The organism is Parasphingorhabdus pacifica (genome assembly GCF_054779195.1).
Map to the genome: position 1 here is coordinate 650,399 of NZ_BAAGYS010000006.1, position 13,067 is coordinate 663,465.

Below are 13,067 nucleotides of genomic sequence, written 5' to 3' on the forward strand. Positions count from 1 at the left end.
GTGCCGACGCGGGTCGGGATCGTCGGATAATCATCGTCGTGTTCGACGTCGCTGCTGTGCTGGATCCACTGACCGCCCGCTACGCCTCCTGGCTCGCGCTGCCGGACTCGGCTACCGCGGACACCTCGGACGAGGACCCGGAGAACGTGGTCCTCATGCCGATGGTGCTGCGCATCGAGCGAACGGAGCCGCCGGATCGCGCGGCGATGTTGGAAGCCGCGGCCGCCTCCGCGCTGGCCGTGTGCCTGGATGAGCGGTGCGAACCGGGCGGGGAGTGGCACGAGGCGATGCGCGGCTGGATATCCGGGCGCATCCGCAAGGTTTCCCGCCGCGCGCGCGGCGCCCATTGGGCGGCCGTGCAGTCGTTGCCCGGCCGAACCGTGGAGGTCGGTGGCGCGCAGGTCCGCGCGATGCTGCCGATGCGGGTTTCGGAGATGCCGAAGGAACTCACCCGCCTGCAGATTTCCGGCAGCGAGCTGCCGTCCGGCGAGCCCGGGTCGCCCGTCGGTCACCGGCCGACGTTGTGGCTGAACCCCGAGGTCGAGATGAGTGCGGGAAAGGCCGCGGCCCAGGTCGGTCACGCGAGCATGATGTTGGCTGCGCTGCTGCACGGGGACGGCTCGGATTCCGCGCTCGAACGCTGGTCGGCCGATGGATTCGGCTGCTCGGTGCGTACTGCCGAACAGGCCGAGTGGGACCGCCTGCACCCGCGCGACGATCCGGAGTCGGCGTGGCGGGAACGACGGGTCGCGATGGTGCGGGATGCCGGATTCACCGAGGTCGATCCCGGCACGGTGACGGTCCTGGCGCAGTGGCCGGAGCGGTAACCGGACCCGGCGGTTCGGGGGCGTCCGGCACATAAAAGGCCCGTCCGAGAATGTTTCTCAGTCTTGCGACTGATAGGTCGTTGGCGGCCCGAAAGTCGTCAAGGCCACTGCATCCTCGAACGGGTCACCGGTTTCCCGGCACGTCCGAGGATGCGGCGAACGATTGATCCACAACAGGGGAAAAAGTCCCGGATCCCCATGGACTCGCCGAGACGGCTCAGTCGTCGTCCACGCCGCGTGCGGCCAGTGCCTCGCCGAGTTCGTCGGAATGCCGCAGCGTGCGGACGAGGAACGGGACGGCGAACGCCGGGATGGAACCCCCGGCGTCCCGCGCGATCTGCGCTTCGCGGGTCTCCCTCGCGATCGACGAGAGCACGGCCACCGCCTGCAGCGTCAGGCCCACGAGCAGACCTATCCGCTCCGGCCGGAGTCCGATCCGCCGGGTGGGACCGAGGCCACGTTCGACCGCGCTGACCAGGTCGTCCACCTTGGTTGTCAGCGTGAACAGGTTCGCGGCCGCGAGCGCGGCCAGCAACCGCAGGCACACCACCGCCGCCTGGTCGAACCCCAGCAGCCACCACTGCACCAGGAACACCACCACCAGCAGCGGGACGACCAGCCGGGCCGCCTGCCCGCACCGTCGAGCCGGAATACGCGCCAGCGGGTAGCCGAGCACGGCCACCAGTGCGGTGATCGCCAGTGGTAACGGCGTCCGGAACACGAACAGCAACACGGCGAAGGACAGCAGACCGATCAGCTTGCTGCCCGCCCCGAGCAGGTGCAGCGGGCTCCGGCCGGGTTGGTAGAGGCCTACGATGCTCAACTGATCAGCTCGCGGTAGTGGGGTAGTGCCGTTTCCGGAGATCCGTCCGTGACGACGCGTCCCCGATCGAGCACGACGACGCGATCGAAATCCGACAGCAGGTCGAGGTCGTGCGTGACCAGCACCACCTGCTGCGGGAGTTCCTTCAGGACCCGGATGAAATGCCGCTTGTTGGAGAGGTCCAGCAGCGTGGTGGGTTCGTCGCACACCAGCACGTCCGGTTCCAGGACCAGCATCGAGCACAGGGCGAGCAGCTGCTTCTGCCCGCCGGAGAGTTGGTGGGCCGGGTGCTCCTCGTAGCCGGCGAGCCCGTGCTCGGCGAGCATCTCCGAAGCGCGGAGCTTGCGTTGTTGCTTCGACAACGACTTTTTGCGCAGCGAGAACGCCACGTCCTCACCCGCGGTGGGCATTACGATCTGGCTGTCCGGGTTGGTGAACACGAATCCGACCCGCTGCCGGACGGCCCGGCCGTCGCGCGCCGGGTCGAGCCCGTCGACGAGTACGCGTCCCCGCGAGGGCGCCACCAGACCGTTGATCATGCGGGCCAGCGTGGACTTGCCCGAACCGTTCGCCCCCACGAACGCGACCCGCTGTTCGGTCAGCCGCAGGTTCACGTCGGCGAGCACCGGATGCTCGTCGTAGCTGTGCCCGATGTCGTCGAATTCGATCAACCCACTCGCTCCCAGACCGTCGCCACGCCCAGCCCGCCTCCGGACGACAGGGCGGCCAGGCCGGTGCGCGGGCCGTCGCCGCGCACGATGCTGCTGAACAATCGCACCACCAGGACCGCGCCCGAGGCACCCCAGGGGTGCCCGAGCGCGATCGCACCGCCGTCCGGACCGGCGTTGTGCTCGTCGATGCCGACCGCGTCCAGGCAGGCCAGGGTCTGCCCGGCGAATGCCTCGTTGAACTCCACGGTGTCCACCGGTGTCCGGCGGCGCCGCAGGACGGTCCGCATCGCCGGGACCGCTCCCAGGCCGAGACGGTTCGGGTCGACTCCAGCAGTGTGCCAGTCGACCAGCCGGATCCCGTCGAGACCGAGCCGTCGCCGATTGGTCTCGGTGGTGATGAGCACGGCGGCGGCCGCGTCGCTGATTCCGCAGGAGTTCGCCGCCGTCGCGGTGCCGTCCGGCGTGAAGGCGGGCCGGAACCGGGCGAGGCGTTCGGGGGTGAACCGCTCGCGCGGTCGTTCGTCGGTGTTCACCCCGCCGGTCTCGACCAGCTCGTGGGCGAACCGGTGTTCGGCCCTGGCGGCGACGGCGCGAGCGTGACTGCGTGCGGCGAAGCGGTCCTGTCGCTCGCGGGACACACCGGCCTCGGCGGCGACCACGTCCGCGGCCGCACCCATCTCGGGATCGCCGATCTCGGCGGGTGCGAAGGGTGCTCGCGTGTAGAACCGGGGTGGTTCGGTCGTGGATCGGGGACGCCACGCGCGCCACGGCGCTGTCGACGCGCTTTCCACCCCGCCCGCCAGGTACCAGTCACCGACACCCGCCCGCAGCATGGCGGCGGCGGTGGTGATGGCGCTCAGCCCGCTCGCGCACTGGCGGTCCAGCGTCATACCCGGTATCCGGTAATCGAGGCCGGCTCGCAGCGCGGCGACACGAGCCGGATTCCCGCCCGGGCCGAGCACGTTGCCGAGCAGGACGTCGTCGACGGCGCCTTCGGCCGCGTCTCCCAGTCCGGTGTCTCCGAGTCCGGTGTCTCCGAGTCCGGTGTCTCCGAGTCCGGTGTCTCCGAATCCGGCGTCTCCGAATCCGGCGTCGTCGAGAACGGCCCGGAGGACGGGTGCGGCGAGCTGATCGACGGCGAGGTGGCGCATCGACCCGCCTGCCGCACCGATCGGGGTGCGCCGGGCTGCCACCACCACGGGTGTTCGGTCGGTCAAGTCAGGGGCTCCCCAGGCGGAACGCCGGTGCGCAGGTTCTCGGCCACCAGTCCCCGCGCGGGCTTGCCCGCGGAGGTGCGGGGCAGCTCGTGGGTCACGAGCCACCGTCGGGGACGCTTGGCCGGTTCGAGCTCGTCGCGCACGAGCCCGCGCAGGGCGCGCAGCGCGGGCGGCGGACCGTCCGCTTCGATCAGGGCGGTCACCAGCGAACCCAACCTGGGATGGGGTGTCGCCGCCACGATGACGTCGCCGACTCCCGGCGCCCTGCGCAACACCGACTCGACCTCTTCGGCCGTGACCAGCCTGGCTCCCGTGCTGATCGTAGATCCGCTCCGGCCGTGCACGGTCAGCGTGCCGTCGTGGTGGAGCACGGCCTGGCCACCGACGCTCGACCAGCCGTCCTCCCCGGTTTCGGACGAGTCGAGCTCACCGTGCCGGAGATACCCGTCGAACAGCAGCTCCGAGCGGGCCCACAACACGCCCGGCTCGTCGGGGGACAGCGAGTCGCCCCGTTCGTCGCGGACGTCGACCTCGACGACCGGGCGCATCGCCTCGCCGTGGTGCATCGCGACCACCGAGTGCTCGGCCGACCCGTAGTACTCGACGAGGTCGCAGTCCGGGAGCACGTGGTGGAGCCGCTCCCGAAGCACCGGATCCACGCGTGCGCCTCCGCACGCGATCGTGCGCAGCGTGCACCCGTGCCGCAGCGCCGCATCGGCCTCCCATCTCGAAACCAGTGCCGAGAGCATCGCCGGAACCACGTGCAGCACGGTCGCCCAGCGGCACTCCTCGGCAGCGTCCGCCGCCGACCAGCGATCCAGCAGGTGCAGGTCGAGATCCTCGTGCAACGCGTGCACGGCACCGAACAGGAACAGCGAGGAAGTCAACGGACCCGGTACGAGGACTCGGTCGTCCGCTCCCGTCCCGATGTCGAAAGCCTCGAAGCTGCGCAGCCAGGAACGTCGTGAGCGCACGAGCACGCGCGGCCGGCCACTGCTCCCGGACGTCGTCGGCAGGTAGAAGCGCGTCGATTCGTCACCGACCGGATACCGGGTCCCGGTGGTGTCGACGGCTGCCGACGGCCACGAGGCTCCCACAGTCATGGCCGGTCGGGCGTCCGCCAGCACCGATCGCCGTTCGGACGCGCTCCAGGCGGGCTCGATGAGCAAGGTCGCGCAACCCGCGATGTCGGCCCCGAGCAACCAGCACAGGCGGGTGAGCGCATCGTCGGCGTCCACCGCGATCCGTGAACCGGTCGGCAGCCGCCGCGCGGCGTCGTACGCGCGCGCCAACAACTCCCGGCCGGAGAGGGAACCGCCCGGGTACGAGACGTTCGCGCCGATCCGATCGCCGAGGACCGGCGGCACCGGGAACGGCACGCTCACCCCTCCGAGGCCACCGGACGCGGCGTGCCCACCACCGAGGACGGGACGGCGCGGTGCACCGCTACGGCGACCAGCGACACCGCGACGATCTTGATCGCATCACCGGGCAGGAACGCCAACGACTGCACGGCGGCGGAACCGATATCGCCGGTGAACGCGGCCCAGTAGGGGATGCCGATGAGGTAGTCCACCGCCACGCCCGCCACGTTGGCGACCAGCAGCACCAGCAGCCCGGGGCGCGGGATCGCGCGCTGCACGATCAAGCCGACCACCACGGCGGAGAGCACCCACCCCAGGACGAAACCACCGCTGGGCCCGAAGAACGGTGCGATGCCTCCGCGCCCACCGGAAAGCAGCGGCAGCCCCAGCGCCACCAAGCCGACGAACAGGAGCACGGCAGCGCCCCCGCGACGTGCTCCGAGGACGCTGCCCGCGAGCAACGGCCCCATGTTCTGCAGGACGACCGGTACCGCGGCGGCGCCCAGGTACAAACCGGGGAAGAGCCCCAGCACGGCGATGAACGCGGCGAAGACCACCGTGCGGGCCAACCCCGCGGCGGGAAGTGCGGTTCGCGACACGGTTCTCGAATCTCCTCATTTCTCGGGGGTACCCACCCCACGGCGGATGCGGGGCGGGCACAACGTACCCGGGTCGAACCGTCGAACAGAAAGATTGCCGTGTGGTTGTGGAGGTTCCACAACCGGAAACCTCCGGGTCCGGGACGGGCCGGGAGGTCCGCGGGAATCGGGGGCCGGTTCAGGTCGTCTTCGCTGCGGCGTCCAGCCGGCTCAGGGCGCCCCGCACGACCTGCGGGTCGTGGGTTGTCCAGAACGGGGGCAGCGAAGCCCGGAGGAATCCGCCGTACCGCGCGGTCGACAGTCGAGGGTCGAGCACGGCGATCACACCGCGGTCGTCGGTGGAACGCAGCAGGCGGCCGGAACCCTGGGCCAGCAGCAGCGCGGCGTGCGTACCCGCCACCGTGAGGAACCCGTTGCCGCCGTGCGCCGCGACCGCCTTCTGCCGCGCCGAGGCCAGCGGGTCGTCCGGTCGCGGGAACGGGATCCGGTCCATCACCACCAACTGCAGGGAGTCGCCGGGCACGTCGACTCCCTGCCACAGCGACAGGGTGCCGAACAGCGAGGTCGCCGCGTCGTCGGCGAACTTGCCGACCAACAGCGAAGTGCTGTCCTCGCCCTGACACAGGACCGGGGTGTCCAATCGCTGCCGGAGCTCTTCGGCAGCCTGCCGCGCGGCGCGCATCGAGGAGAACAGTCCGAGGGTTCGGCCACCCGCCGCTCGGACCAGTTCGGTCAACTCGTCGAGGTACTGCTCGGGCAACCCGTCCCGCCCCGGCGGTGGCAGGTGGCGGGCGACGTAGAGGATGCCGCTGCGCTGGTGCTCGAACGGTGACCCCACGTCGATCCCGGTCCACTTCGGCGAGCTCGTGTCGGAGGGGGCTTCCTTCTCGGTGGCCATCCCGTCGACCGCCCTGGCTTGCTTTTCCGGTGGGAGGCCCCACTGGCGGGCGAGCGTGTCGAACGAGCCGCCCAGCGCCAGCGTCGCGGAGGTCAGCACCGTCGTGCGCTGGCCGAACAACCGTTCCCGCAGCAGGCCTCCGACACCGAGGGGAGCGACCTTGACCGTGCTCGCGCGGTTGGCGTCGCCGGTGGTCCATACGACGTCCCGCCGCTGGTCGGCCGGGTCGTCGAACGCGTCCAGCAGGCGGACCGCGGTGTCGTGGACCTCCTCGCTCAGTGCCAGGGCGAGCTTGCGCGCGGTGCTGCCCTCGATGTCCTCCTTGCGGTCCGGTCCCAGCGCGGTCACGCACGCCGAGGCGGCGTCGCGGGTGGATCGCAAGGCCCCGGACAGGGCTTCGGGCAGTTCGTCGAGCCGTTGCGCGGGGCAGTCCTGCAAGATCATTTCGAGGCCGTCGCCCGCCTCGTCCAGCCGGTCGGCCACCTCCTGGTCGATGGCGCGGCCGCAACGGCGCGCCGCCAGCTTGACCGCGCTCGCCGACAGCTCTCCGGTGGCCGCCGAGGTCACCCGGTCGACCAGGTCGTGGGCCTCGTCGACCATCACCACGTCGTGCTCCGGCAACACGGGACGGTCGTCGAGCGCGTCGATGGCCAGCAGTGCGTGATTGGTGACCACCACGTCGGCGCGCCCTGCCTCGCTCTTGGCGCGCTCCGCGAAGCAGTCGGTTCCCACCGGACAGCGGTGCACTCCGAGGCATTCCTTGGCGGTCACCGACACCTGCCGCCACGCCTGGTCGGTGACTCCGGGGACGAGTTCGTCCCGATCTCCGGTGTCGGTTTCCGACGACCACTCGCGGAGCCGCTTGACCTGGCGTTCCAGTGCCGAAGCGGCGAACGGGTCGAACAGGGCGGCCTCGTCGGGCTCTTCGGGCGCGTTGCCGTGCACGCGGTGGAGGCACAGGTAGTTGCGCCGACCCTTCAGGATGGCGAAGCTCGGTTCCCGGCCCAGCGCACCGGCCAGCGCGGACGCCAGCCGCGGCAGGTCCCGGTCGACCAGCTGCTGTTGCAGGGCGATCGTCGCGGTCGAGATCACCACGGTGGTGTTCGCGTTGATCGCGTGGTGGATCGCGGGCACCAGGTACGCCAGCGACTTGCCGGTCCCGGTTCCCGCCTGCACCGCCAGGTGCTCACCCGCGCTGATCGAGTGCCCGACGGCTTCGGCCATCCGGCTCTGGCCCTCCCGGGGCGAGCCGCCCACCGCGTTCACCGCGATCGACAGCAGGGTCGGCAGGTCGGTGACCGGTCCGCCGGAGTACGCGCTCGCGGCGGGCGCCGCCTGCCGTTCGGTTCCGCGACGCTTCGAGCCGTTCGTGCCGCTCCGGCCGGAGTCGGAACCGCCGGAGTCGGAACCGGCGAGATCGGCGGCGATCTCTGGTGGGAGTTCGTCGGACTCGTCGGAATCGAAAGTGGTCAGGTCGGACCAGCGCGGAGCGGAGGGCGGCACGTCTGCAGACGCTACCGCCCACCACCGTCGACGCCGACGAGCTGTCGGGAGTCGGGCCGGTCAGCTCACGACCGGATGGCCGAGGAGGTTCACTCCCGCGGAGCGGAGTTCGGCCATGCCTTCGTCCACGGTCTGCTGGGAGACCCCTGCGGTCAGGCCGAGTAGCACCGTCGTCCGCAACCCGGCCCTGGCCGCGTCGAGTGCGGTCGCGCGCACGCAGTGATCCGTGGCGATGCCGACCACGTCCACCCGGTCGACGTCGTGGTCCGCGAGCCATCGCGGCAGCGTGACCTCGTCCGAGTCCACCCCCTCGAAACCGGAATAGCCGTCGCTGTAGTGGCCCTTGGAGAAAACGGCCTCGACCGGGGAGACGTCGAGATTCGGGTGGAACTCCGCACCGGTGGTGCCCGCCACACAGTGCACCGGCCACGAGTGCACGAAATCGGGTTCCTCGCTGAAGTGCGAGCCCGGGTCGATGTGGAAATCGCGAGTGGCGAGCACGTGCACATCGTCGAGTTCGCCCAAGTGCCGCGAGATCGCACTGGCGACTCCCGCCCCACCCGCGACGGCGAGTGCACCGCCTTCGCAGAAGTCGTTCTGCACGTCGACGACGATCAACGCCTTGCGCATATCTGTCCCTCCGTGAGGCTCACATGAAAACCGTGGGAATCGCCGGTTCTCCGTTGGAGAGCTTCAAACCCTCCCAAGGCAGACTCACCAGAGCGTGCCGCAGCCGTTCTCTATTGTCCTCCAACGAGGGAAGGCCATCGACCCTCTTGCCGTTCCGGAGCAACGGGATCTGGAGGAATCGGTCGTGCGCGCCCGGCTCCGGTCGCTCGAAGCCTTCCTCGGTCCGGTAGACGACTTCCTCCAGCGCGGTGCCCGTGTCCTTGTGCCTGCGCAACGCTGCCTTGCAGCCACCGCGCGACTCCTTGTACGAGCTGCGCTTGGAAACCGCCCGTCCACCCACGTCGACGAGCTTGTAGACCATCCCGCAGGTGGGCGCGCCGGAACCGGTGACCAGCGAGGTGCCCACGCCGTACCCGTCGACCGGTTCGGCCCGCAACGCGGCGATGGCGTACTCGTCGAGGTCGCCGGAGACGACGATTCGGGTGTTGGTGGCGCCCAGCGAGTCGAGCTGCTCGCGTGCCTGCCTGGCGAGCACGCCCACATCGCCCGAGTCGATCCGGACCGCGCCCAATCCGGTGCCCGCGACGTCGACGGCCGTTTCGATTCCCCGGGTGATGTCGTAGGTGTCGACCAGCAGCGTCGTTCCCGGCCCCAGCGTCGCCACCTGCGATTCGAACGCCGATCGCTCCGAATCGTGCAGCAGCGTGAACGAGTGCGCGGAGGTACCGGCGGTGGGAATGCGGAAGCGGCGCCCGGCTTCCAGGTTCGATGTTCCCGAGAACCCGGCCAGGTAGGACACCCTGGCGGCTGCGACGGCGGCTTCCTCGTGCGTGCGGCGCGAGCCCATTTCGATGATCCGCCTGCCGTTGGCGGCCGAAACCATCCGTGCTCCGGCGGCCGCGATCGCACTGTCGTGGTTGAGGATCGACAGGATCACCGTCTCCAGCACCACGGCCTCGGCGAACGTGCCGCGCACCGACAGCAGCGGGGAACCGGGAAAGTACAGCTCGCCTTCGGGATAGCCGTCGACCTCTCCCTCGAAGCGGTAGTCCCGCAACCACTCCAGGGTCCTGTCGTCGACGATCCGGTCGTCGGCGAGTCGTGCGAGGGTGTGCTCGTCGAAGCGGAAGTTCTCGATCGCGTCGACCACCCGTTCAACACCGCCGACGACCCCGTACCGGCGGCCGTCCGGCAGTCGGCGGGTGAACGCCTCGAACGCGCACGGACGGTGCGCTGTGCCGTCCCGCAGCGCGCTCGCCAGCATGGTGAGTTCGTAGTGGTCGGTGAGCAACGCGGTGCTCGGCGCGGGGACCGTGCCCGATCCCGTAGTGCTTGCGGCCGTCATGGCCGAAAGATTACGTGTGCGTCCCCGAAAGCTCGAACGGTGAACCTCGCGTTCCAGGTCCGGACGGCTTGTGCGGGTTGCCCAGTGCGGTCGACACGGTGATGGCGCACACGTGCGAACATGGAAGTATGACCTCGCCCGCCGAACTGCAGCGCGCGCAACTCGAACCGAGCGAACTCGGTTCCGAGGACAAGCCGTGGGTGACCGTGGTCTGGAATGATCCGGTCAACCTGATGTCGTACGTTACCTACGTTCTGCAGAAAGTGTTCGGTTACTCCAAGGACCACGCCACCGAACTGATGCTGGACGTGCACAACAAGGGACGTGCGGCGGTGTCCTCGGGTTCGAAGGAGAAGGTCGAGGGCGACGTGACGAAACTGCACGCCGCCGGCCTCTGGGCGACCATGCAGAAAGACTCGTGAAACTGTGAACGGTTGGACGCGCAAGAACGGCCACGTGGTGGCGGACCTCTCCCAGCAGGAGGCAGCGGTCATCCGCGGACTGGTGGGGCAGATCAAGGACATGCTCACCGCGCGGGCTTCCGACTCACCACAGGACGAACTCGCCGAGCTCACCGGTATCCGGACCGGGCCGACCACCCCACCCGAGGATCGGGTGCTGGGACGGCTGCTGCCCGACTTCTACCGCAGCGACCCGGAAACCGGTGAGTCCGATGAGGAGCAGGCCGACGAGACCGGTGCGATGCGCTCGATCTACGAGCCGGAGCTGGTGGAGAGCAAGACCGGTGTCGCCGAGACCGTGCTGCGCACCTGCCCGCCCGACGGAGGCTGGGTCGAGCTGACGGCCGAGGAAGCGGACGGTTGGCTCTCCGCGCTCAACGACGTCCGCTTGGCGCTGGGAACCGCGTTGGACGTGGTCGACGACATGCCGGAGGATCTTCCGGACGACGACCTGCGGAGCGAACACCTCGGCGTGTACCAGTGGCTGACTTGGGTACAGGACAGCCTGGTAGAAGCCGTGACCTCCTGAATGGTGGGTAGCTCGCCGCTCTGGTTGGGTGTGGTGTCCTGTGGCGGAACCTCCGGGGTCTTCTCGCTGCGGGATCTCCGTCTTGAGTATGCCGATACGCGGCGGTGGAGCTGTCCTCGCGAGAAGACTCCGGAGAACCCGCGGCGGGGCCGGTCTGGGTATGTGGTGAAGGCGGCCGGCGCCGCTTGAAGTGATTCCGGTCGGCGCGCGTCGAGGGTGGCGGGGAGGTTGTTGTGGGGCGATCGGGGCCGCGCAATGCGATCGTGGATGTCGCCGGTGTCCGCGTCGGCCACCACGGGCGGTTGGACGAGCGCTGGGCGACGGGATGCAGCGTCGTTCTCGTGCCGGACGGTGCCGTGGCGGCCGTGGACGTCCGGGGCGGCGGCCCCGGCACGCGGGAGACCGACGTCCTCGATCCGACGCATCTGGTGCAGCGAGCCCATGCGGTCGTGCTCTCGGGTGGCAGCGCGTACGGGCTGGCCGCCGCCGACGGCGCGATGCGCTGGTTGGAAGCCCACGGGCACGGCCTGCAGGTCGGTGCGGAACCGGGCGAGGTGGTGCCGGTCGTGCCGAGCGCGGTTCTGTTCGACCTGCCGATGGGTGCCTGGGGCAACCGCCCGGATGCCGAGTTCGGACACCGGGCCTGCGAAGCGGCCACCGACACCGAGGTGCGGGAAGGCAACGTGGGTGCCGGAACCGGTGCGGTCGCCGGCTTCCTCAAGGGCGGTACCGGTACGGCGAGCTCGGTGCTCGACGACGGTACGACGGTCGGTGCGCTGGTGGCGGTGAACTCGGCAGGCTCGGTGATCGATCCGGAAACCGGACTGCCCTGGGCGGGAACCGGCCACGGGCTGCGGCCCCCGGACGCCGCCGAGGTCGCCGTGATGCGGGACCGCAGCGGTGATCGGCCGGGTAGGCACGGGCAGGTCGGGCGCCCGCTGAACACCACCATCGGTGTCGTGGCCACCGACCGGGAGCTGACCAAGGCGGAATGCGACCGGGTGGCGGTGGCCGCCCAGGACGGCTTGGCGCGTGCGGTCCGGCCGGCTCACGCGATGACCGACGGGGACACGATCTTCGCCCTCGCGACGGGTGGCCGGGGACGGGACCGACCGGTGGGCGCGGACGGTTGGGCGGGGGAACTCGACGAGCTCTGCGCCGTCGCCGCCGACGTGGTGGCGACCGCGATAGTGCGTGCGGTGCTGGCCGCCGAACCGGTGGGAGAGGTGACCTCCTACACGCGGGCCTACCCCTCGGTACGGGAATGAACCATGGTTGTCCTACGTTGAAGCCGGTAAGAAACATGCCGGCCTGCGCGATGCGTTCTACATCGTGGGAGGCCGCTGTCTAGCCCGTAGGATGGTGCCTGTGCTGGTGATCCGACGCGACCTCGTCGAAGCGATGGTCGCGCATGCTCGACGGGACCACCCGGATGAAGCCTGTGGCGTCATTGCCGGGCATGAAGGGTCGGACCGACCTGAACGCATGATCGAAATGGTCAACGCCGAGAGGTCCCCGACCTTCTACCGCTTCGACTCCTCCGAGCAGCTGAAGGTCTGGCGCGCGATGGACCAGGCGGACGAGGAGCCTGTGGTGATCTACCACTCGCACACCTCCACCGAGGCGTACCCGTCGCGCACCGACGTGTCGTACGCGTCCGAGCCCAACGCGCACTACGTGCTCGTGTCCACGCGTGACCCGGAGACTTACGAGCTGCGCTCCTACCGGATCGTCGACGGTGAGGTCGCCGAGGAGCCGGTGGAGATCGTGGAGTCGTACATGTTCGCCCACACCGGTGCCGACGAGGTCCCCGACCGCGACTGAGCCCGCGCCCGCCCGTCGCGGCGGGGCAGTAGTGGCGAAACAGCGGTGCGTGCAAGTTCGTTCGACAAGTCCCCGTGGACAGAAGGGTTTCCCCATCATGGCAATCAACGTTTCGATCCCGACCATTCTGCGTACCCACACCGACGGCAAGAAGGCGGTCGAAGCGAGCGGCAACACGGTCGCCGAGGTCATCAACGACCTCGACAACAAGCACAACGGCCTCAAGGACCGCTTGGTCAAGGAAGGCAATCTGCACCGCTTCGTCAACGTCTACGTCAACGACGAGGACGTTCGCTTCTCCGGTGGCCTCGAAGCCAACGTGAGCGACGGCGACAGCGTGACGATTCTGCCCGCGGTCGCGGGCGGCATGCGCTGA

14 protein-coding genes are annotated in these 13,067 nt (G+C 69.7%); 6 read left to right on the forward strand and 8 right to left on the reverse strand.

The window, feature by feature from the left end; all coding sequences use genetic code 11:
• Positions 1–38: 38 nt before the first annotated feature.
• Positions 39–827 carry a peptidyl-tRNA hydrolase gene (locus tag ACYVAN_RS09095; RefSeq protein WP_460957682.1) on the forward strand — a complete coding sequence of 263 codons (789 nt, stop codon included), beginning with the start codon at positions 39–41 and terminating at the stop codon, positions 825–827.
• A gap of 217 nt (positions 828–1,044) precedes the next feature.
• On the opposite strand, the gene ACYVAN_RS09100 is transcribed toward ACYVAN_RS09095, so the two are convergent.
• The 8 genes from ACYVAN_RS09100 to ACYVAN_RS09135 all read right to left on the reverse strand — a co-directional run bounded on the left by ACYVAN_RS09100 (position 1,045) and on the right by ACYVAN_RS09135 (position 9,877).
• Positions 1,045–1,650, reverse strand: a complete 606-nt coding sequence (locus ACYVAN_RS09100) for an energy-coupling factor transporter transmembrane component T family protein (RefSeq protein WP_460957683.1) — start codon at positions 1,648–1,650, stop codon at positions 1,045–1,047.
• A complete protein-coding gene (locus ACYVAN_RS09105) occupies positions 1,647–2,321 on the reverse strand; it encodes an energy-coupling factor ABC transporter ATP-binding protein (protein WP_460957685.1) in 675 nt (224 codons plus the stop codon). Before ACYVAN_RS09105 ends, ACYVAN_RS09100 begins: the two co-directional genes overlap by 4 nt.
• Positions 2,318–3,538, reverse strand: a complete 1,221-nt coding sequence (locus ACYVAN_RS09110; protein WP_460957687.1) for a thiolase family protein — start codon at positions 3,536–3,538, stop codon at positions 2,318–2,320. Before ACYVAN_RS09110 ends, ACYVAN_RS09105 begins: the two co-directional genes overlap by 4 nt.
• Complete coding sequence (locus tag ACYVAN_RS09115) at positions 3,535–4,923, reverse strand: AMP-binding protein (protein WP_460957689.1); 1,389 nt, start codon at positions 4,921–4,923, stop codon at positions 3,535–3,537. Before ACYVAN_RS09115 ends, ACYVAN_RS09110 begins: the two co-directional genes overlap by 4 nt.
• Positions 4,920–5,501 (reverse strand): biotin transporter BioY, encoded by a 582-nt coding sequence (locus tag ACYVAN_RS09120; RefSeq protein ID WP_460957691.1) that lies wholly within the window; start codon positions 5,499–5,501, stop codon positions 4,920–4,922. The genes ACYVAN_RS09115 and ACYVAN_RS09120 overlap by 4 nt, the downstream gene beginning before the upstream one ends.
• A 178-nt stretch (positions 5,502–5,679) precedes the next feature.
• Positions 5,680–7,902 carry an ATP-dependent DNA helicase gene (locus ACYVAN_RS09125; protein ID WP_460957693.1) on the reverse strand — a complete coding sequence of 741 codons (2,223 nt, stop codon included), beginning with the start codon at positions 7,900–7,902 and terminating at the stop codon, positions 5,680–5,682.
• 60 nt (positions 7,903–7,962) lie between these two features.
• Positions 7,963–8,532 (reverse strand): isochorismatase family protein, encoded by a 570-nt coding sequence (locus ACYVAN_RS09130; RefSeq protein ID WP_460957695.1) that lies wholly within the window; start codon positions 8,530–8,532, stop codon positions 7,963–7,965.
• A 19-nt stretch (positions 8,533–8,551) separates the two neighbouring features.
• The gene (locus tag ACYVAN_RS09135; protein ID WP_460957697.1) at positions 8,552–9,877 is read right to left on the reverse strand and encodes a nicotinate phosphoribosyltransferase; all 1,326 of its coding nucleotides are present in this window, start codon (positions 9,875–9,877) and stop codon (positions 8,552–8,554) included.
• 128 nt (positions 9,878–10,005) lie between these two features.
• Here ACYVAN_RS09135 and clpS point away from each other — a divergent pair, with 128 nt between their 5' ends.
• The 5 genes from clpS to ACYVAN_RS09160 all read left to right on the forward strand — a co-directional run bounded on the left by clpS (position 10,006) and on the right by ACYVAN_RS09160 (position 13,067).
• The gene (gene clpS / locus ACYVAN_RS09140) at positions 10,006–10,299 is read left to right on the forward strand and encodes an ATP-dependent Clp protease adapter ClpS (protein WP_460957699.1); all 294 of its coding nucleotides are present in this window, start codon (positions 10,006–10,008) and stop codon (positions 10,297–10,299) included.
• 4 nt (positions 10,300–10,303) lie between these two features.
• A complete protein-coding gene (locus ACYVAN_RS09145) occupies positions 10,304–10,867 on the forward strand; it encodes a DUF2017 domain-containing protein (RefSeq protein ID WP_460957701.1) in 564 nt (187 codons plus the stop codon).
• A 233-nt stretch (positions 10,868–11,100) separates the two neighbouring features.
• Positions 11,101–12,135 carry a P1 family peptidase gene (locus ACYVAN_RS09150; protein WP_460957703.1) on the forward strand — a complete coding sequence of 345 codons (1,035 nt, stop codon included), beginning with the start codon at positions 11,101–11,103 and terminating at the stop codon, positions 12,133–12,135.
• Positions 12,136–12,235: 100 nt separating this feature from the next.
• Positions 12,236–12,691 carry a M67 family metallopeptidase gene (locus ACYVAN_RS09155; protein WP_460957705.1) on the forward strand — a complete coding sequence of 152 codons (456 nt, stop codon included), beginning with the start codon at positions 12,236–12,238 and terminating at the stop codon, positions 12,689–12,691.
• Between the two features lie 97 nt (positions 12,692–12,788).
• Positions 12,789–13,067 (forward strand): MoaD family protein, encoded by a 279-nt coding sequence (locus tag ACYVAN_RS09160; RefSeq protein ID WP_460957706.1) that lies wholly within the window; start codon positions 12,789–12,791, stop codon positions 13,065–13,067.

Coding starts and splice junctions, on each gene's coding strand:
- ACYVAN_RS09135 (WP_460957697.1), bottom strand. CDS start 9,877: ATGACGGCCGCAAGCACTACGGGATCGGGCACGGTCCCCGCGCCGAGC.
- ACYVAN_RS09130 (WP_460957695.1), bottom strand. CDS start 8,532: ATGCGCAAGGCGTTGATCGTCGTCGACGTGCAGAACGACTTCTGCGAA.
- ACYVAN_RS09160 (WP_460957706.1), top strand. CDS start 12,789: ATGGCAATCAACGTTTCGATCCCGACCATTCTGCGTACCCACACCGAC.
- clpS (WP_460957699.1), top strand. CDS start 10,006: ATGACCTCGCCCGCCGAACTGCAGCGCGCGCAACTCGAACCGAGCGAA.